This is a genomic window from Lysinibacillus sphaericus (genome assembly GCF_001629735.1).
Taxonomy (GTDB): Bacteria; Bacillota; Bacilli; order Bacillales_A; family Planococcaceae; genus Lysinibacillus; species Lysinibacillus pinottii.
In genome coordinates this window covers 3,640,868-3,657,010 of record NZ_CP015224.1, presented here as the reverse complement: position 1 = coordinate 3,657,010, position 16,143 = coordinate 3,640,868, and the positions used below count along the sequence as shown (strand labels likewise).

The window sequence follows — 16,143 nt, the reverse complement described above, 5'->3', positions numbered from 1 at the left end:
CCCTAGTGGATTTATGATTTGAACACTCAAGAAGGAGGGAAACACAATGGCGATTAAAAAGTATAAACCTACCTCTAATGGTCGTCGTAACATGACGTCATTAGATTTTGCGGAAATTACAACTAACAAGCCTGAGAAATCATTGCTTGAACCAACTAAACGCAAAGCTGGTCGTAACAACCAAGGTAAAATCACTGTTCGTCATCATGGTGGTGGTCATAAGAAGCAATACCGTGTTATCGATTTCAAACGTGTTAAAGATAGCATTCCGGCAAAAGTTGCTACTATTGAATATGATCCAAACCGTTCTGCGAATATCGCATTAATCAATTACGCTGATGGAGCAAAAGCTTACATCCTAGCACCTAAAGGTCTAGAGGTTGGTCAAACAATCGTTTCTGGTCCAGATGCTGACATTAAAGTGGGTAACGCTTTACCATTAGCAAACATTCCAATGGGTACTACAATCCATAACATCGAGTTAAAACCTGGTAAAGGTGGACAATTAGTACGTTCTGCTGGTACTTCTGCTCAAGTACTTGGTCGTGAAGGAAAGTACGTAATCGTTCGTCTTCAGTCTGGTGAAGTACGTTTAGTGTTAGCTACTTGTCGCGCTACAATCGGTCAAGTTGGTAATGAACAACACGAACTTGTACACATCGGTAAAGCGGGTCGTAGCCGTTGGTTAGGTAAACGCCCAGAAGTTCGTGGTTCTGTAATGAACCCTAACGATCACCCACACGGTGGTGGTGAAGGACGTTCTCCAATCGGACGTAAATCACCAATGACTCCTTGGGGTAAACCAGCACTTGGTTACAAAACTCGCAAGAAGAAAAACAAATCGGATAAATTTATCATCCGTGGTCGTAAAAAATAAAGTGGTTAAACTACGGTTCTATGTGAGAGCCGTGGTGGAATCACGGAGGGAGGTTCCTACATGGGTCGCAGCTTGAAAAAAGGACCTTTTGTCGATGACCACTTAATGAAAAAAGTGGAAGTACAAGAGGCTTCTGAGAAAAAACAAGTTATCAAAACTTGGTCACGCCGTTCTACAATCTTCCCGAACTTTATCGGTTTAACGATTGCTGTATATGATGGACGTAAACATGTTCCTGTATACGTAACAGAAGATATGGTAGGCCATAAACTTGGTGAGTTCGCACCGACACGTACTTACAAAGGTCACGGTGCAGACGACAAGAAAACAAGACGCTAATTTTGAGAGGAGGTAAATCCTAATGACACAAGCTAAAGCTATCGCTCGTACAGTACGCATTGCTCCTCGCAAAGTACGTCTAGTTGTAGACTTAATCCGAGGTAAGCAAGTTGGTGAAGCAGTTGCAATTTTACGTCATACTCCAAAAGCGGCGTCTCCAGTCGTTGAGAAAGTATTAAAATCTGCAGTTGCTAATGCTGAGCACAACTACGATCTTGACATCAACTCTTTAGTAGTTTCTGAAGTGTTCGTTGATGAAGGTCCAACTTTAAAACGTTTCCGTCCACGTGCGCAAGGACGTGCAAGCGCAATTAACAAACGCACAAGCCACATTACTCTAGTGGTATCTGAGAAGAAGGAGGGTTAATCCGTGGGTCAAAAAGTACATCCAATAGGACTACGCGTTGGTATTATTCGTGACTGGGAGTCAAAATGGTACGCTGAAAAAGACTATGCAACTCTACTTCACGAAGACATCAAAGTGCGTAAATATATTGAAACGGCTCTTAAAGACGCTTCTGTTTCTAAAGTAGAAATCGAACGTGCTGCAAACCGTGTAAACATTACAATTCACACTGCGAAACCAGGTATGGTAATCGGTAAAGGTGGTACTGAAGTTGAAAATCTTCGTAAATACCTTAGCGAGTTAACTGGTAAACGCGTACACATCAACATCATTGAAATTAAACGTGCAGATCTTGACGCTCGTCTTGTAGCTGAAAACATCGCTCGTCAATTAGAAAACCGTGTATCATTCCGTCGTGCGCAAAAGCAAGCGATCCAACGCACAATCCGTGCTGGTGCAAAAGGAATTAAAACACAAGTATCTGGTCGTTTAGGTGGCGCTGATATCGCGCGTGCTGAACACTATAGTGAAGGAACTGTTCCACTTCATACTCTACGTGCTGACATTGATTATGCACACGCAGAAGCTGACACTACTTACGGTAAATTAGGCGTTAAAGTATGGATCTACCGTGGTGAAGTTCTTCCTACGAAGAAATCTGTGGAAGGAGGCAAATAATATGTTATTGCCTAAACGCGTAAAATACCGTCGTGAACACCGCGGAAACATGCGTGGCGAAGCGAAAGGCGGTAAAGAAGTATCTTTCGGCGAATGGGGCCTACAAGCTCAAACAGCTAGCTGGATTACTAACCGTCAAATCGAATCTGCTCGTATCGCGATGACTCGTTACATGAAACGTGGCGGTAAAGTTTGGATTAAAATCTTCCCACACAAACCTTACACTAAAAAACCTCTAGAAGTCCGCATGGGTTCTGGTAAAGGTTCTCCTGAAGGTTGGGTAGCAGTAGTAAAACCAGGAAAAATTATGTTCGAAATTGCTGGTGTATCTGAAGAGGTTGCACGTGAAGCACTTCGTTTAGCATCACATAAGCTTCCTGTTAAATGTAAGATCGTAAAACGTCAAGAAACTGGTGGTGAATCTAATGAAAGCTAATGAAATCCGTGACCTTGCCACTTCTGAAATTGAATTAAAAGTGAAATCACTGAAAGAAGAGCTTTTCAACCTTCGCTTCCAATTGGCGACTGGTCAATTAGAAAACACAGCTCGTATTCGTGAAGTGCGTAAAGCAATCGCGCGTATGAAAACTGTTATTCGTGAAAGAGAAATCAGTGCAAATAACTGATAAAGGAGGTTTTCAAGTATGACTGAGCGTAACCAACGCAAAGTTTACACGGGCCGCGTTGTTTCAGATAAAATGGACAAAACTGTTACTGTTTTAGTTGAAACTCACAAAAAGCACAAGCTTTACGGTAAGCGTGTAAAATACTCTAAAAAGTTTAAAGCTCATGATGAGCAAAACCAAGCGAAAATCGGTGATATCGTACGTATCATGGAGACTCGCCCGCTATCAGCTACTAAACGTTTCCGTCTAGTTGAAGTTGTAGAAAAAGCGGTTATTATTTAATAACTATTTCGGAACAACCATTTCCGAAGGGAGGTAACCTAAGTGATCCAACAAGAAAGTCGTATGAAAGTTGCTGACAACTCAGGTGCACGTGAAGTTCTTACAATTAAAGTGCTTGGTGGCTCTGGCCGTAAAACTGCTAACATCGGTGATATCGTTGTTTGTACAGTTAAGAAAGCAACACCAGGTGGCGTTGTCAAGAAGGGTGACGTTGTTAAAGCTGTTATCGTTCGTACTAAATCAGGCGTTCGTCGTAAAGACGGTACGTACATCAAATTTGATGAAAATGCTTGTGTAATTATTCGTGATGATAAATCACCACGCGGAACTCGTATTTTCGGACCTGTTGCACGTGAATTACGTGACAGCAACTTCATGAAAATCGTTTCTCTAGCTCCAGAAGTTCTTTAATTTCATGATAGTGCCAATCAAGGAGGTGCGACAGCATGCATGTAAAAAAAGGTGACAAGGTTAAGGTTATCACTGGTAAGGACAAAGGCAAAGAAGGAGTAATCCTAGCTGCTTTCCCTAAACAAGATCGCGTTCTTGTTGAAGGTGTTAATATCGTGAAAAAACACGTTAAACCTAACCAATTGAATCCACAAGGTGGGATTGTAAGCCAAGAGGCTGCAATTCACGTTTCGAACGTAATGCTAATCGATCCTAAATCTGGCGAGCCGACTCGTGTAGGTTATAAAATCGAAAACGGTAAAAAAGTTCGTGTTGCAAAAAAATCAGGTGCAGTAATCGACTAATTAGTAAATAAAAGAAGGGAGGTACACACATGAGCCGCCTAAAAGAAAAATATTTAAATGAAGTTTCTCCTGCTCTTATGAGCAAATTTGGATATAAATCAGTTATGCAATTGCCGAAAGTTGAAAAAATCGTTATCAACATGGGTGTTGGTGATGCTGTTCAAAACTCTAAAGCATTAGATGCAGCTGTAGAAGAATTAACAATTATCACTGGTCAAAAACCAGTTGTAACTAAAGCGAAAAAATCGATCGCAGGTTTCCGTTTACGTGAAGGTATGCCTATCGGTGCTAAAGTTACATTACGCGGTGAGCGTATGTATGAATTCTTGGACAAATTAATCTCAATTTCACTTCCTCGTGTACGTGACTTCCGTGGTGTTTCTAAAAAAGCATTCGATGGTCGCGGTAACTACACTCTAGGTGTTAAAGAGCAATTAATTTTCCCAGAAATCGATTACGATAAAGTTTCAAAAGTACGCGGTATGGACATCGTGATCGTAACGACAGCGAACTCTGACGAAGAAGCTCGCGAGTTATTGACACAATTCGGTATGCCGTTCCAAAAGTAATCAAACAAGGAGGGCGAAAACGTGGCTAAAAAATCTATGATCGTTAAACAACAACGTAAGCAAAAGTTTAAAGTGCAAGAATATACACGTTGTGAACGCTGTGGTCGTCCACACTCTGTATATCGCAAATTCAAACTTTGCCGTATTTGTTTCCGAGAACTTGCATATAAGGGACAAATTCCTGGCGTGAAAAAAGCCAGCTGGTAATCCCCTAATTTGGGAAGGAGGTAAATGTAATGACAATGACTGATCCGATTGCAGATATGCTTACTCGCATTCGTAATGCGAACATGGTTCGTCACGAGAAGTTAGAAGTACCAGCTTCCAACGTGAAAAAAGAAATCGCTGAAATTTTAAAGCGTGAAGGTTTCGTACGTGACGTAGAATACGTGGAAGACAACAAGCAAGGTATTATCCGTATCTTCTTAAAATACGGTAAAGATAACGAGCGTGTTATCACTGGCTTAAAACGTATTTCTAAACCTGGTCTACGTGTATACGCAAAAACAAATGAAGTTCCTAAAGTACTGAACGGTCTTGGTATCGCTTTAGTGTCAACTTCACAAGGTTTATTAACAGATAAAGAAGCTCGCGCTAAACAAGTTGGCGGCGAAGTTCTAGCATACGTTTGGTAATTAGCAATAAATGAATGGAGGTGCAACTAAATGTCTCGTGTAGGTAAAAAAATTATCGAGGTACCAGCTAACGTAACTGTTACTGTTGCAGCTGACAACACTGTTACTGTTAAAGGTCCTAAAGGCGAACTTGTTCGTTCTTTCCACCAAGATATGAAAATTGAGCAAGAAGGTAACGTAATCTCAGTATCACGTCCTTCTGATTCAAAAGAACACCGCACAAACCACGGTACTACTCGTGCGCTTCTAGCGAACATGGTTACTGGTGTTTCTGCAGGTTTCGAAAAAGCTTTAGAACTTATCGGTGTTGGTTACCGTGCGCAGTTACAAGGCAAAAAACTTGTACTTAACGTAGGTTACTCTCATCCAGTAGAGTTCACACCTGAAGATGGTCTAGAAATTGAAGTTCCTTCTAACACTAAAATCATCATTAAAGGTATCAGCAAAGAGCGCGTTGGTGCTCTAGCATCTAACATCCGTGACGTTCGTCCACCAGAGCCATATAAAGGTAAAGGTATCCGTTACGAAGGCGAATACGTTCGTCGTAAAGAAGGTAAAACAGGTAAATAATGCTGCTTAAGCATTAGAAAGGAGTGACCCTTGTGATTACGAAACAGGATAAAAATCAAGTTCGTAAAAAACGTCATGCACGAGTACGTTCTAAAATTTCGGGTACTGCTGAGCGTCCACGCTTAAATGTATTCCGTTCTAACAAGAACATCTACGCTCAACTTATCGATGACGTAGCAGGCGTAACAATTGTTAGCGCATCTTCTCAAGAAAATGGTTTTGAAGGTGCTGGTAGCAATGTTGAAGCTGCATCAAAAATCGGTGAAACAATCGCGAAACGCGCTGCGGAAAAAAATATTACTGCTGTAGTTTTTGACCGTGGTGGTTACTTATATCATGGACGCGTGAAAGCTTTAGCTGAAGCTGCACGTGAGAATGGTTTAGAATTTTAATAAGAAGGAGGGACACATTTCATGAGTCGAATTGACGCAAACAAACTTGGAGAACTTGAAGAACGCGTAGTTACTATTAACCGTGTTGCTAAAGTTGTTAAAGGTGGACGTCGCTTCCGCTTCACAGCACTAGTTGTTGTTGGCGATAGAAACGGTCATGTAGGTTTCGGTACTGGTAAAGCTCAAGAGGTTCCAGATGCTATCCGTAAAGCTGTTGAAGATGCGAAGAAAAACTTAGTAGAAGTGCCACGTGTTGGTGGAACAACTCCACACTTAGTGCTTGGTCGCTTCGGTGCAGGAGAAATCCTAATTAAACCTGCTGCTCCTGGTACAGGGGTTATCGCTGGTGGTCCAGTACGTGCAGTACTAGAACTTGCTGGTATTACTGATATTCTTTCAAAATCTCTTGGATCTAACACACCAATCAACATGGTGCGTGCAACTGTTCAAGGTTTAACTGAATTAAAACGCGTAGAGGACGTAGCAAAATTACGTGGTAAATCAGTGGAAGAAATATTAGGATAAGGGGGGAAAGATAATATGGCTAACAAATTAGAAATCACCCTTACTAAATCTGTGATTGGTACTAAACCTGCACAACGCAAAACTGTTGAAGCTTTAGGTTTACGTAAATTACACCAAACTGTAGAGAAAGCTGATAACGCAGCTACTCGCGGTATGCTTGATAAAGTAGCTCACTTAGTTACTGTAAAAGAAATTTAATTTCCAATTAATGAACAAGGAGGTGCCACCCACTATGAAACTGCATGAGTTAAAACCAGCAGAAGGTTCTCGTAAGCAACGCAACCGCGTTGGTCGTGGTATCGGTTCTGGTAACGGTAAAACAGCAGGTAAAGGTCATAAAGGTCAAAACGCTCGTTCTGGTGGCGGTGTACGCCCAGGCTTTGAAGGCGGTCAAAACCCATTATTCCGTCGTTTACCAAAACGTGGCTTTACGAACATTAACCGTAAAGAATACGCGATCGTTAACCTTGACGCTTTAAACCGTTTCGAAGACGGTGCAGAGGTTACAACTGCATTATTACTTGAAACTGGTCTTGTGAGTAATGAAAAAGCTGGAATTAAAGTTCTTGGCAACGGAACTCTTAACAAAAAGCTTACAGTTAAAGCTCATAAATTCTCAGCTTCAGCTAAAGAAGCAATCGAGAATGCCGGCGGAACTACTGAGGTGATTTAATGTTTCAGACAATCTCTAACTTTATGCGTGTTCGAGATATAAGAAATAAAATCATTTTCACTCTTTTAATGTTAATCGTTTTCCGTATTGGAACATTCATTCCAGTACCTAACGTTGACGCAAATGTATTAAAGGCAACTGATGAGTTTAACCTCGTTGGTTTCCTGAATACTTTTGGCGGTGGTGCTTTAAAGAACTTCTCTATCTTTGCGATGGGGATTATGCCTTACATCACAGCCTCAATTATTGTTCAGTTATTGCAAATGGACGTAGTACCGAAGTTTGCTGAATGGGCAAAGCAAGGTGAAGTCGGAAGACGTAAACTTGCACAATTTACTCGCTACTTTACTATTATTCTTGCTTTCATCCAATCATTCGCAATGTCATTTGGTTTTAATAGAATGTATGGCGGATCATTGATTAAAGAAGAAGGGATTCTAACATATGTTACAATCGCCATTGTATTGACAGCGGGGACAGCTTTCCTTGTATGGCTTGCAGAGCAAATTACTTCACACGGTGTTGGGAATGGTATTTCTGTTGTAATCTTCGCAGGTATCGTTGCAGCATTGCCTACAGGAATCAACCAAATCTTTGCACAGCAAATCGAGGGTGCTGGGGATAAATTATTTATCAACATCATAATCCTTGCATTGCTTGTATTGGTTTTACTCGCCGTTGTAGTTGGAGTTATTTATGTGCAACAAGCACTTCGTAAAATTCCAATTCAATATGCAAAACGAGTTACTGGACGTAATCAACAAGCTGGTGGTCAACAAACTCATTTACCTTTAAAAGTAAATGCTGCAGGGGTTATTCCGGTAATCTTTTCAGTAGCGTTTATTGTTACACCACGTACGTTAGCTACGTTCTTTGGTCAAAATGACGTAACTACTTTCATTGAAAACACGTTTGATTATACGAAACCTGTTGGAATGATTATTTACGTTGCATTGATCGTCGCGTTCACATATTTCTATGCATTCGTACAAGTGAATCCTGAAAATGTGGCAGACAACTTGAAAAAACAAGGTGCTTATATTCCGGGTATTCGTCCTGGTGAAAACACTCAAGCGTATTTAACAAGCGTGTTATATCGTCTAACATTTGTTGGTGCGATATTCTTAACTGTTATTGCTGTAATGCCGATTTTATTCATTAACTTTATGAATTTACCTGCCTCAGTGCAAATCGGTGGTACTAGTATTATTATCGTAGTCGGCGTAGCGCTCGAAACGATGAAACAGCTAGAATCTCAACTTGTTAAACGTCACTACAAAGGCTTTATGAAATAATGTTGGTTTTTAGGGAACGTTCTATCGTTTCCTTAAATCAGCAAACCTTTGGTGGGAGGAATATTTCCTAATGAATATCGTTTTAATGGGTCTGCCAGGTGCTGGTAAAGGTACTCAGGCAGATAAAATTGTTGAGAAGTACGCGATTCCTCATATTTCTACAGGCGATATGTTCCGTGCTGCTATTAAAGAAGGTACAGAACTTGGCTTACAAGCTAAGTCGTTTATGGATCAAGGTGCTCTTGTACCAGATGAAGTAACGATTGGTATTGTTCGTGAGCGACTGGCTAAACCTGATTGTGAAAAGGGCTTCCTATTAGATGGTTTCCCACGTACTGTTCCTCAAGCTGAAGCTTTAGATAGCATTCTTGCTGATCTTGGCAAAGCAATTGAACATACTCTAAACATTCAAGTTGAAAAGGATGAGTTAATTGCTCGTCTTTCAGGTCGACGCATTTGTAAAACTTGTGGAGCATCCTATCATTTAATTTTCAATCCTCCAGCCGAGGAAGGAAAATGTGATAAAGATGGTGGCGAGCTTTACACACGTGCCGATGATAATCCTGATACGGTTGCGAACCGTCTGGAAGTTAATATGAAACAAGCGCAACCTTTACTTGATTTCTATCAAGCAAAAGGTGTGTTAACTAATATAGATGGACAGCAAGATATAAACAAAGTGTTTGCTGATCTTGATGCTCTATTACAGAGCAGCCGCAGCTGATACCCGGCTCCGGGCGCAGAGTACTGCTTCCGCGGGAGGCATGCGGGAGCAACAACGAAACATAATTTTTTTGAGAGTTGCAAAAGCATATTGTGCCCGGTATATATTTCTTCTAAAAAGTGCAACATAGCTTTTGGAGGAGTATAATGGGTTTCGTGGAAGCATCTGTGTAACGGGTATGAATATCTCATCCAAGACATTCCGGTATTCGTGTAAACATGGGAGTTTCAGTGCCCTTATTGGTTCTGGATATTCCGTGGATTGTGTGAAGCGAAACCAGACGAGCGTCTTTCAAACATCTCTCATACAATCCAAACATATGTTGAAACGAGGTTGCTTCTATAGTTGCAGCAGATATCCGTTTGATGTAACGATGAGAACTTTAATTTGCATATAGAGAGGAGACAGAGTAGATGGCGAAAGATGATGTAATTGAAGTCGAAGGGACAGTTGTTGAGACTTTGCCAAACGCGATGTTTAAGGTAGAATTAGAAAATGGACATGTGATTCTAGCACACGTATCTGGTAAGATTCGTATGCACTTTATCCGTATTCTACCTGGAGATAAGGTTACTATCGAGTTATCTCCTTATGATTTAACTCGCGGTCGTATCACATACCGTTTTAAATAATCTTTTGCGCTCCGGACTACTAAGGAGGTTAGGTTAGATGAAAGTGAGACCATCTGTGAAACCGATCTGCGAAAAATGTAAAGTAATTCGCCGACGCGGTAAAGTAATGGTAATCTGTGAAAATCCTAAACATAAACAAAAACAAGGTTAATTCTAAAGGAGGTGCACAACGTACATGGCACGTATTGCTGGTGTTGATATTCCTCGCGACAAACGCGTGGTAATTTCATTAACGTACATTTTCGGTATTGGTAAAACTACAGCTCAGAAAGTACTAGCTGACGCAGGTATTTCAGAAGATACACGCGTACGCGACTTAACTGAAGATGAGTTAAACAAAATCCGTGAACAATTAGATTCTTACAAACTTGAAGGTGACTTACGTCGCGAAACTTCATTAAATATTAAACGTCTGATGGAAATCGGTTCATTCCGTGGTATCCGTCACCGTCGTGGTTTACCTGTTCGTGGCCAAAATACGAAGAACAATGCGCGTACGCGTAAAGGTCCTCGTAAAACTGTAGCGAACAAGAAAAAATAATTGGTAAAGGAGGTTCCTTCTTAACATGGCTCGTAAACAACAAACTCGTAAACGTCGTGTGAAAAAGAATATCGAATCTGGTATCGCACACATTCGTTCTACATTTAACAATACAATCGTAACGATTACAGATATGCAAGGTAACGCTGTATCTTGGTCAAGTGCTGGTGCTCTTGGTTTCCGTGGTTCACGTAAATCTACACCATTCGCTGCTCAAATGGCTGCAGAAACTGCTGCTAAAACATCCCTTGAACATGGTCTGAAAACGTTGGAAGTAACTGTTAAAGGTCCTGGTGCTGGTCGTGAAGCTGCAATTCGTGCGCTTCAAGCTGCTGGTTTAGAAGTAACTGCTATTAAAGACGTTACTCCAGTTCCTCATAATGGTTGCCGTCCGCCAAAACGTCGTCGCGTGTAATGGGTGCGTCTCATATTGTATGAGAACATCATTTTTTGTACAGACTGTCTTGTGCAGATAATAAACGATACGTCATTGACGATCGAATCTATGATGGAAAGAACCTATACATTCGATGTTTTGAAGGAGGGTAAATGAAATGATCGAAATTGAAAAACCAAAGATTGAAACGGTGGAGATCAGCGAAGATTCCAAGTATGGAAAGTTTGTTGTAGAACCGCTTGAACGCGGATATGGAAACACTTTGGGTAATTCTTTACGTCGTATCCTTCTGTCTTCATTACCAGGAGCTGCTGTCACGTCCATTCAAATTGATGGCGTTCTTCACGAATTCTCAACTGTAGAAGGCGTAGTAGAAGATGTAGCTTCAATCATTTTGAACGTGAAAAAACTAGCTCTTAAAATCTACTCTGACGAAGAAAAAGTTATTGAGATTGATGTAAAAGGCGATGGTACAGTTACGGCTGCTGACATTACACATGACAGTGATGTAGAAATTTTAAACCCAGATCTATATATTGCAACAATCGCTAAAAACGGTCATTTACGTATGCGTATGTACGCACAACGCGGCCGTGGTTACACTCCTGCTGATCAAAACAAACGTGAGGATCTTCCTATCGGCGTGATCCCGATCGACTCTATTTACACTCCAGTATCACGCGTTAATTTCCAAGTGGAAAATACTCGTGTAGGTCAGTCTTCTGACTACGATAAACTTTCTCTTGATGTGTGGACAGATGGCAGCATCGGTCCGAAAGAGGCGATTTCGCTCGGAGCAAAAATTTTAACCGAGCATCTTAACATCTTCGTTGGCATGACAGATGAGGCACAAACTGCTGAAATCATGGTCGAAAAAGAAGAAGATCAAAAAGAAAAAGTTTTAGAGATGACTATCGAAGAACTTGATCTTTCTGTTCGTTCTTACAACTGCTTAAAACGCGCTGGTATTAACACAGTACTAGAACTTGCGAATAAGTCAGAAGACGACATGATGAAAGTTCGTAACCTTGGACGTAAGTCACTAGAAGAAGTAAAAGCGAAGTTAGAAGAGCTTGGTTTAGGATTACGCAAAGAAGACTAAGCGATTTAAACAAAACTAACAAGGTCAGATTTTTTCTATAAAGGAGGGAAACATCCATGGGTTACAGAAAACTTGGTCGTACAAGTTCTCAACGTAAAGCGATGTTACGTGACTTAGCTACTGATTTAATCATCAACGAGCGTATCGAAACTACTGAGGCTCGCGCTAAAGAAGTACGTAAAGCTGTTGAAAAAATGATTACTTTAGGTAAGCGCGGAGATTTACATGCACGTCGTCAAGCTGCTGCATTCATCCGTCGTGAACTAGTAACAACGACTGATGCAGAAGGTAACGAAACAACATCATTTGCACTTCAAAAGTTATTTGATGATGTTGCACCACGTTATGCAGAGCGTCAAGGTGGTTACACTCGTATTCTTAAAGTAGGTCCTCGTCGTGGTGACGGTGCACCTGTAGTTGTGATTGAACTAGTTTAATCATACTAGAAAACTTGTGGTGAAGAGGGTGGGAATCACCACCCTCTTTCTTTATAAATGATTTATACGACAAATAATTAAGCTGAGCGTTATGATGAGCGGACACTAAGGTGTGGCGTCTCGTTTAGCTCTCCGCACCTCATTCAGGAGAAATAAGGGCTTGAGCACCCTTATTTCTTGAAAATGTAACGACTAGCGCATTTCTATTGAATGAGGTGCGCGCTTTTTTATTACTAAGGATAGCGCCAATTTGTGGTGCTTTTTTTAATATATGGGTTTAATATTTTCGTGAATCACACCCGTACTAGAACATTTAATTATTTTAATGTTTTACTTTTATAGACATAGGGATTGTAGTAGAATTCATACATAAAAAAGTGTAAGTTAGTTAGTAGAGCTGAGCATGGAGAGAGGAGTTCTAGAAATGCCTGAAATTTTATCTTTAAATAATGTGACTTTTTCATATACACCAGAAGAACCAAATAATCGTAATGCTGTCGAAAATGTTAGCTTCGCCGTTGAAGAGGGAGAATGGATTGCCATCGTAGGACACAATGGTTCTGGAAAGTCAACCATTGCAAAGTTGATGAATGGTTTGCTATTCCCTCAAGAGGGAGATGTACGCATACTGCGGGAACCATTAAATGAAGAAAACCTTTGGGAGTCTCGTTCTCTCATGGGAATGGTTTTTCAAAACCCCGACAATCAATTTGTAGGTGCAACCGTACAGGATGATGTTGCGTTTGCATTAGAAAACAATGGCGTGCCTTTTGAAGAAATGGTACATCGTGTTCATGCGGCACTAGAACAAGTAAAAATGAGCCACTTTTTAGATCATGAGCCACACCATTTATCAGGAGGGCAAAAGCAGCGTGTCGCTATTGCAGGAGCGCTTGCATTAAAGCCGAAGCTTCTTATATTAGATGAGGCTACTTCGATGCTAGATCCACAGGGACGTGGAGAGGTATTACAAACTGTTCAAACTTTACGAGCTGAAACAGGACTTACTGTCCTATCCATAACCCATGATTTAGAGGAGGCGATGCTAGCAGATCGTATACTTTTTATGAATGATGGGAAGAAGTTTGCAGAAGGTACCCCTGCTGAAATATTTGCTCTTGGGGACAAGCTAGTGGAATTTGGACTAGACTTGCCATTTGCGCTAAAGTTATCAAAGCTATTGCAAAAGGAAGGTGTTCCATTAATGGGACAACATATGACAGAAGAAGAGTTGGTGAATGATTTATGGACATCAAACTTCAACAAGTAAGCTATGCTTATGCAAAAGGTACGCCTTTTGAAAAACGGGCATTATTCGATGTAGAATTCAATATCCCATCACACACGTATCAAGCCATTATTGGTCATACTGGTTCTGGTAAATCAACTATTCTCCAACATTTTAATGCACTTCTAAGACCTACTTCAGGAGAAGTACATATCGGGGATCGTGTAGTGGTAGCTGGTAAAAAAGCAAAGGATTTAAAAGCTGTACGACAAAAGGTTGGTATTGTCTTTCAATTCCCTGAGCATCAGTTATTTGAAGAAACAGTGTTAAAGGATATTATGTTTGGTCCCATGAACTTTGGCGTAGCAGAAAAGGAAGCCGAAAATCGTGCAAGGGAACTTGTCAGCTTAGTAGGGTTACCAGAAGATGTCCTAGAAAAATCTCCGTTTGATTTGTCGGGAGGTCAAATGCGTCGAGTAGCAATAGCAGGTGTTTTAGCGATGGACCCTGAAGTAATTGTGCTGGATGAACCTACCGCGGGCTTAGATCCACGTGGTCAGAAAGAAATTATGGATATGTTTTATCAACTTCATCAGGAACGTCACCTGACAACCATTCTTGTGACGCATAGCATGGAAGACGCTGCCCGATATGCTGATAATATTGTAATTATGCATGAAGGAAAAAATGTTTTAAGTGGAACACCGCGAAATATATTTAAGGATGTTGATACATTAAAGAGCTTTCGCTTAGAACCGCCACGTATTGTACGCTTTCAGCAAAAGATGGAGCAAATGCTAGGGAAATCCTTATCAAAAGTTTGTTTAACCGAAGAAGAACTTGCAGCTGAAATTGCTCAAGTACTAAGAGAGGAGCGTGCGGAATCATGATGGAAAAAATGATTTTTGGACGCTTCTTGCCAGGAGACTCTCCCGTTCATAAACTGGATCCACGCTCTAAGCTAATCTTCGTATTTGCCTTTATTATTATAGTATTTTTGGCTAATAATACAGTAACATATGCCATGCTTTTGGCCTTCACACTGCTTGTTGTATTAATATCACGAATTCGCTTGTATTTTTTGATAAACGGTCTTAAACCAGTTCTCTTTTTGATGGCCTTCACCTTCTTGCTTCATATTTTTATGACGAAGGAAGGTGTTCCCGTTTTTGACTCGAAGTATATTACCATATACGATGAGGGGATTAGACGTGGGGTTTATATTTCAATACGTTTTCTAGTATTAGTATTTATAACATCTATCTTAACTTTAACGACGTCACCGATTTCCATTACAGACGGTATTGAAGTCCTTTTAAATCCTTTGAAGACGTTGAAAGTACCTGTCCATGAATTAGCTTTAATGATGTCGATTTCTTTACGCTTCATTCCAACTTTAATGGATGAAACAGATAAGATTATGAAAGCACAAATGGCACGAGGCTCTGATCTATCCTCGGGTCCAATAAAAGACCGTATTAAAGCTGTAGTCCCATTACTAGTACCTCTTTTTGTGAGCGCATTTAAGAGGGCCGAAGATTTAGCCACAGCGATGGAAGTAAGAGGCTACCGCGGAGGGGAAGGGCGTACTAGATATCGTAAGCTAAAATGGGATATGGGCGATACATTTGCGCTTGTATTATTAGTAGCAATAGGTGTATTGCTATTCTTCTATAGAAGTTAAAGGAGTATGCTTTATGCGACGATTAAAAATAATTATTAGCTATGACGGTACACATTTCTCAGGCTATCAAGTACAACCTGGGGAACGCACCGTACAGGCAGAAATAGAACGTGTATTAGCCATTATGCATAAAGAGGAAAAGGTGAAGGTGACCGCAAGTGGACGTACAGATGCTAGGGTTCATGCTACAGGGCAAACGTTGCATTTTGATACACCACTAGCCATTCCAACTGACAAGTATCGTAAAGCTTTGAATGTACAGCTACCTAGAGATATTCGCGTATTGTCTGTAGAAGAAGTAGCACATGACTTTCATGCACGTTATAGTGTAACTGGGAAGCGATACCGTTATATTTGGTCCTGTGAGCCTATTCAAAATCCATTTCGGAGACATTATACAGTTGATACAAACGGGGTCAAACCGGATGTGGTTGCAATGCAGAAGGCTGCTCAAGCTATCATAGGGACACATGACTTTTCATGCTTCTGCGCAGCCAATACAAGCGTGCAGGATAAAGTAAGAACAGTAACTTCACTACAATTTGAATGGCATGGGGAAGAGCTTCATATGGTTATTGAAGGCAATGGCTTCTTATATAATATGGTTCGAATTATTGCAGGTACACTTTGGGAAGTAGGTATAGATCGCCGGACGATTGAAAATATAGCACTGGTAGTCGCTTCAGAAGATCGGGATAAAGCTGGGAAAACCGCGCCACCACAAGGTTTGTACTTAGAAAAAGTATTCTATTAGTGTCACTTTCAACCTCGAAACAACTTTACCAGGTGTTTAATGAAATTGCTTGACTTTAAAAGTCATTCATTATATGATAACA

Annotated in this window: 29 protein-coding genes and 1 pseudogene; all 30 read left to right on the top strand. The window is 40.7% G+C overall.

Features of this window, described 5'->3' with window-relative positions; all coding sequences use genetic code 11:
• Positions 1 to 46: 46 nt before the first annotated feature.
• The 30 genes and pseudogenes from rplB to truA all read left to right on the top strand — a co-directional run bounded on the left by rplB (position 47) and on the right by truA (position 16,061).
• Positions 47 to 877 (top strand): 50S ribosomal protein L2, encoded by an 831-nt coding sequence (gene rplB / locus A2J09_RS18065; RefSeq protein WP_008181913.1) that lies wholly within the window; start codon positions 47 to 49, stop codon positions 875 to 877.
• A 60-nt stretch (positions 878 to 937) separates the two neighbouring features.
• Positions 938 to 1,216 (top strand): 30S ribosomal protein S19, encoded by a 279-nt coding sequence (gene rpsS, locus A2J09_RS18060; RefSeq protein ID WP_008181911.1) that lies wholly within the window; start codon positions 938 to 940, stop codon positions 1,214 to 1,216.
• Positions 1,217 to 1,238: 22 nt separating this feature from the next.
• Positions 1,239 to 1,583, top strand: a complete 345-nt coding sequence (gene rplV, locus A2J09_RS18055; protein ID WP_004233639.1) for a 50S ribosomal protein L22 — start codon at positions 1,239 to 1,241, stop codon at positions 1,581 to 1,583.
• A 3-nt stretch (positions 1,584 to 1,586) separates the two neighbouring features.
• The gene (gene rpsC, locus A2J09_RS18050; protein WP_025116438.1) at positions 1,587 to 2,240 is read left to right on the top strand and encodes a 30S ribosomal protein S3; all 654 of its coding nucleotides are present in this window, start codon (positions 1,587 to 1,589) and stop codon (positions 2,238 to 2,240) included.
• Position 2,241: 1 nt separating this feature from the next.
• Positions 2,242 to 2,676 (top strand): 50S ribosomal protein L16, encoded by a 435-nt coding sequence (rplP, locus tag A2J09_RS18045; protein ID WP_012296060.1) that lies wholly within the window; start codon positions 2,242 to 2,244, stop codon positions 2,674 to 2,676.
• On the top strand, positions 2,666 to 2,866 hold the full coding sequence (gene rpmC / locus A2J09_RS18040) for a 50S ribosomal protein L29 (RefSeq protein ID WP_004233646.1): 201 nt from the start codon (positions 2,666 to 2,668) through the stop codon (positions 2,864 to 2,866). Before rplP ends, rpmC begins: the two co-directional genes overlap by 11 nt.
• Before the next feature lie 18 nt (positions 2,867 to 2,884).
• A complete protein-coding gene (gene rpsQ / locus A2J09_RS18035; RefSeq protein ID WP_008181723.1) occupies positions 2,885 to 3,148 on the top strand; it encodes a 30S ribosomal protein S17 in 264 nt (87 codons plus the stop codon).
• A gap of 42 nt (positions 3,149 to 3,190) precedes the next feature.
• The gene (gene rplN / locus A2J09_RS18030; protein ID WP_004233650.1) at positions 3,191 to 3,559 is read left to right on the top strand and encodes a 50S ribosomal protein L14; all 369 of its coding nucleotides are present in this window, start codon (positions 3,191 to 3,193) and stop codon (positions 3,557 to 3,559) included.
• A 35-nt stretch (positions 3,560 to 3,594) separates the two neighbouring features.
• Positions 3,595 to 3,903 (top strand): 50S ribosomal protein L24, encoded by a 309-nt coding sequence (rplX, locus tag A2J09_RS18025; RefSeq protein ID WP_004233652.1) that lies wholly within the window; start codon positions 3,595 to 3,597, stop codon positions 3,901 to 3,903.
• A 29-nt stretch (positions 3,904 to 3,932) separates the two neighbouring features.
• Positions 3,933 to 4,472: a 50S ribosomal protein L5 gene (gene rplE, locus A2J09_RS18020; protein WP_004233654.1), complete on the top strand. Its 540-nt coding sequence runs from the start codon at positions 3,933 to 3,935 to the stop codon at positions 4,470 to 4,472.
• A gap of 21 nt (positions 4,473 to 4,493) precedes the next feature.
• Entirely contained in the window at positions 4,494 to 4,679 is a 186-nt protein-coding gene (locus A2J09_RS18015; protein WP_004233656.1) for a type Z 30S ribosomal protein S14, read from the top strand.
• A 29-nt stretch (positions 4,680 to 4,708) separates the two neighbouring features.
• Positions 4,709 to 5,107 (top strand): 30S ribosomal protein S8, encoded by a 399-nt coding sequence (gene rpsH, locus A2J09_RS18010; protein WP_008181717.1) that lies wholly within the window; start codon positions 4,709 to 4,711, stop codon positions 5,105 to 5,107.
• Positions 5,108 to 5,137: 30 nt separating this feature from the next.
• Complete coding sequence (gene rplF, locus A2J09_RS18005) at positions 5,138 to 5,677, top strand: 50S ribosomal protein L6 (RefSeq protein WP_031416716.1); 540 nt, start codon at positions 5,138 to 5,140, stop codon at positions 5,675 to 5,677.
• Between the two features lie 32 nt (positions 5,678 to 5,709).
• A complete protein-coding gene (gene rplR / locus A2J09_RS18000) occupies positions 5,710 to 6,069 on the top strand; it encodes a 50S ribosomal protein L18 (RefSeq protein WP_012296055.1) in 360 nt (119 codons plus the stop codon).
• A gap of 21 nt (positions 6,070 to 6,090) precedes the next feature.
• Positions 6,091 to 6,594, top strand: a complete 504-nt coding sequence (gene rpsE / locus A2J09_RS17995; RefSeq protein WP_008181711.1) for a 30S ribosomal protein S5 — start codon at positions 6,091 to 6,093, stop codon at positions 6,592 to 6,594.
• Between the two features lie 15 nt (positions 6,595 to 6,609).
• The gene (gene rpmD, locus A2J09_RS17990) at positions 6,610 to 6,792 is read left to right on the top strand and encodes a 50S ribosomal protein L30 (protein WP_004233668.1); all 183 of its coding nucleotides are present in this window, start codon (positions 6,610 to 6,612) and stop codon (positions 6,790 to 6,792) included.
• Between the two features lie 34 nt (positions 6,793 to 6,826).
• Entirely contained in the window at positions 6,827 to 7,267 is a 441-nt protein-coding gene (rplO, locus tag A2J09_RS17985; protein WP_008181708.1) for a 50S ribosomal protein L15, read from the top strand.
• Positions 7,267 to 8,562, top strand: a complete 1,296-nt coding sequence (secY, locus tag A2J09_RS17980) for a preprotein translocase subunit SecY (protein WP_031416715.1) — start codon at positions 7,267 to 7,269, stop codon at positions 8,560 to 8,562. Before rplO ends, secY begins: the two co-directional genes overlap by 1 nt.
• Positions 8,563 to 8,632: 70 nt before the next feature.
• Positions 8,633 to 9,286 carry an adenylate kinase gene (locus A2J09_RS17975; protein ID WP_012296052.1) on the top strand — a complete coding sequence of 218 codons (654 nt, stop codon included), beginning with the start codon at positions 8,633 to 8,635 and terminating at the stop codon, positions 9,284 to 9,286.
• A 249-nt stretch (positions 9,287 to 9,535) separates the two neighbouring features.
• Positions 9,536 to 9,613 (top strand): annotated as a pseudogene (locus A2J09_RS23520) (type I methionyl aminopeptidase); the annotation flags it as partial.
• An 86-nt stretch (positions 9,614 to 9,699) separates the two neighbouring features.
• On the top strand, positions 9,700 to 9,918 hold the full coding sequence (gene infA / locus A2J09_RS17970) for a translation initiation factor IF-1 (RefSeq protein WP_004233690.1): 219 nt from the start codon (positions 9,700 to 9,702) through the stop codon (positions 9,916 to 9,918).
• Between the two features lie 37 nt (positions 9,919 to 9,955).
• The gene (rpmJ, locus tag A2J09_RS17965; RefSeq protein ID WP_000868344.1) at positions 9,956 to 10,069 is read left to right on the top strand and encodes a 50S ribosomal protein L36; all 114 of its coding nucleotides are present in this window, start codon (positions 9,956 to 9,958) and stop codon (positions 10,067 to 10,069) included.
• Between the two features lie 24 nt (positions 10,070 to 10,093).
• Positions 10,094 to 10,459, top strand: a complete 366-nt coding sequence (gene rpsM / locus A2J09_RS17960) for a 30S ribosomal protein S13 (RefSeq protein WP_004233729.1) — start codon at positions 10,094 to 10,096, stop codon at positions 10,457 to 10,459.
• A 25-nt stretch (positions 10,460 to 10,484) separates the two neighbouring features.
• Entirely contained in the window at positions 10,485 to 10,874 is a 390-nt protein-coding gene (gene rpsK / locus A2J09_RS17955; RefSeq protein ID WP_004233731.1) for a 30S ribosomal protein S11, read from the top strand.
• A 139-nt stretch (positions 10,875 to 11,013) separates the two neighbouring features.
• On the top strand, positions 11,014 to 11,958 hold the full coding sequence (locus tag A2J09_RS17950) for a DNA-directed RNA polymerase subunit alpha (protein ID WP_004233733.1): 945 nt from the start codon (positions 11,014 to 11,016) through the stop codon (positions 11,956 to 11,958).
• 56 nt (positions 11,959 to 12,014) lie between these two features.
• The gene (gene rplQ / locus A2J09_RS17945) at positions 12,015 to 12,395 is read left to right on the top strand and encodes a 50S ribosomal protein L17 (RefSeq protein ID WP_012296051.1); all 381 of its coding nucleotides are present in this window, start codon (positions 12,015 to 12,017) and stop codon (positions 12,393 to 12,395) included.
• 424 nt (positions 12,396 to 12,819) lie between these two features.
• Positions 12,820 to 13,665: an energy-coupling factor ABC transporter ATP-binding protein gene (locus tag A2J09_RS17940; protein ID WP_012296050.1), complete on the top strand. Its 846-nt coding sequence runs from the start codon at positions 12,820 to 12,822 to the stop codon at positions 13,663 to 13,665.
• On the top strand, positions 13,641 to 14,513 hold the full coding sequence (locus tag A2J09_RS17935; RefSeq protein WP_012296049.1) for an energy-coupling factor ABC transporter ATP-binding protein: 873 nt from the start codon (positions 13,641 to 13,643) through the stop codon (positions 14,511 to 14,513). The genes A2J09_RS17940 and A2J09_RS17935 overlap by 25 nt, the downstream gene beginning before the upstream one ends.
• Positions 14,510 to 15,307, top strand: coding sequence for an energy-coupling factor transporter transmembrane component T family protein (locus A2J09_RS17930; RefSeq protein WP_012296048.1), 798 nt, complete (start codon positions 14,510 to 14,512; stop codon positions 15,305 to 15,307). The genes A2J09_RS17935 and A2J09_RS17930 overlap by 4 nt, the downstream gene beginning before the upstream one ends.
• 13 nt (positions 15,308 to 15,320) lie before the next feature.
• Positions 15,321 to 16,061 carry a tRNA pseudouridine(38-40) synthase TruA gene (gene truA, locus A2J09_RS17925; protein WP_012296047.1) on the top strand — a complete coding sequence of 247 codons (741 nt, stop codon included), beginning with the start codon at positions 15,321 to 15,323 and terminating at the stop codon, positions 16,059 to 16,061.
• Positions 16,062 to 16,143 lie beyond the last annotated feature (82 nt).

Coding starts and splice junctions, on each gene's coding strand:
- rplB (WP_008181913.1), top strand. CDS start 47: ATGGCGATTAAAAAGTATAAACCTACCTCTAATGGTCGTCGTAACATG.
- rpsS (WP_008181911.1), top strand. CDS start 938: ATGGGTCGCAGCTTGAAAAAAGGACCTTTTGTCGATGACCACTTAATG.
- rplV (WP_004233639.1), top strand. CDS start 1,239: ATGACACAAGCTAAAGCTATCGCTCGTACAGTACGCATTGCTCCTCGC.
- rplP (WP_012296060.1), top strand. CDS start 2,242: ATGTTATTGCCTAAACGCGTAAAATACCGTCGTGAACACCGCGGAAAC.
- rpmC (WP_004233646.1), top strand. CDS start 2,666: ATGAAAGCTAATGAAATCCGTGACCTTGCCACTTCTGAAATTGAATTA.
- rpsQ (WP_008181723.1), top strand. CDS start 2,885: ATGACTGAGCGTAACCAACGCAAAGTTTACACGGGCCGCGTTGTTTCA.
- rplX (WP_004233652.1), top strand. CDS start 3,595: ATGCATGTAAAAAAAGGTGACAAGGTTAAGGTTATCACTGGTAAGGAC.
- rplE (WP_004233654.1), top strand. CDS start 3,933: ATGAGCCGCCTAAAAGAAAAATATTTAAATGAAGTTTCTCCTGCTCTT.
- rpsH (WP_008181717.1), top strand. CDS start 4,709: ATGACAATGACTGATCCGATTGCAGATATGCTTACTCGCATTCGTAAT.
- rplF (WP_031416716.1), top strand. CDS start 5,138: ATGTCTCGTGTAGGTAAAAAAATTATCGAGGTACCAGCTAACGTAACT.
- rpsE (WP_008181711.1), top strand. CDS start 6,091: ATGAGTCGAATTGACGCAAACAAACTTGGAGAACTTGAAGAACGCGTA.
- rpmD (WP_004233668.1), top strand. CDS start 6,610: ATGGCTAACAAATTAGAAATCACCCTTACTAAATCTGTGATTGGTACT.
- rplO (WP_008181708.1), top strand. CDS start 6,827: ATGAAACTGCATGAGTTAAAACCAGCAGAAGGTTCTCGTAAGCAACGC.
- secY (WP_031416715.1), top strand. CDS start 7,267: ATGTTTCAGACAATCTCTAACTTTATGCGTGTTCGAGATATAAGAAAT.
- A2J09_RS17975 (WP_012296052.1), top strand. CDS start 8,633: ATGAATATCGTTTTAATGGGTCTGCCAGGTGCTGGTAAAGGTACTCAG.
- infA (WP_004233690.1), top strand. CDS start 9,700: ATGGCGAAAGATGATGTAATTGAAGTCGAAGGGACAGTTGTTGAGACT.
- rpmJ (WP_000868344.1), top strand. CDS start 9,956: ATGAAAGTGAGACCATCTGTGAAACCGATCTGCGAAAAATGTAAAGTA.
- rpsM (WP_004233729.1), top strand. CDS start 10,094: ATGGCACGTATTGCTGGTGTTGATATTCCTCGCGACAAACGCGTGGTA.
- rpsK (WP_004233731.1), top strand. CDS start 10,485: ATGGCTCGTAAACAACAAACTCGTAAACGTCGTGTGAAAAAGAATATC.
- A2J09_RS17950 (WP_004233733.1), top strand. CDS start 11,014: ATGATCGAAATTGAAAAACCAAAGATTGAAACGGTGGAGATCAGCGAA.
- rplQ (WP_012296051.1), top strand. CDS start 12,015: ATGGGTTACAGAAAACTTGGTCGTACAAGTTCTCAACGTAAAGCGATG.
- A2J09_RS17940 (WP_012296050.1), top strand. CDS start 12,820: ATGCCTGAAATTTTATCTTTAAATAATGTGACTTTTTCATATACACCA.
- A2J09_RS17935 (WP_012296049.1), top strand. CDS start 13,641: ATGGACATCAAACTTCAACAAGTAAGCTATGCTTATGCAAAAGGTACG.
- A2J09_RS17930 (WP_012296048.1), top strand. CDS start 14,510: ATGATGGAAAAAATGATTTTTGGACGCTTCTTGCCAGGAGACTCTCCC.
- truA (WP_012296047.1), top strand. CDS start 15,321: ATGCGACGATTAAAAATAATTATTAGCTATGACGGTACACATTTCTCA.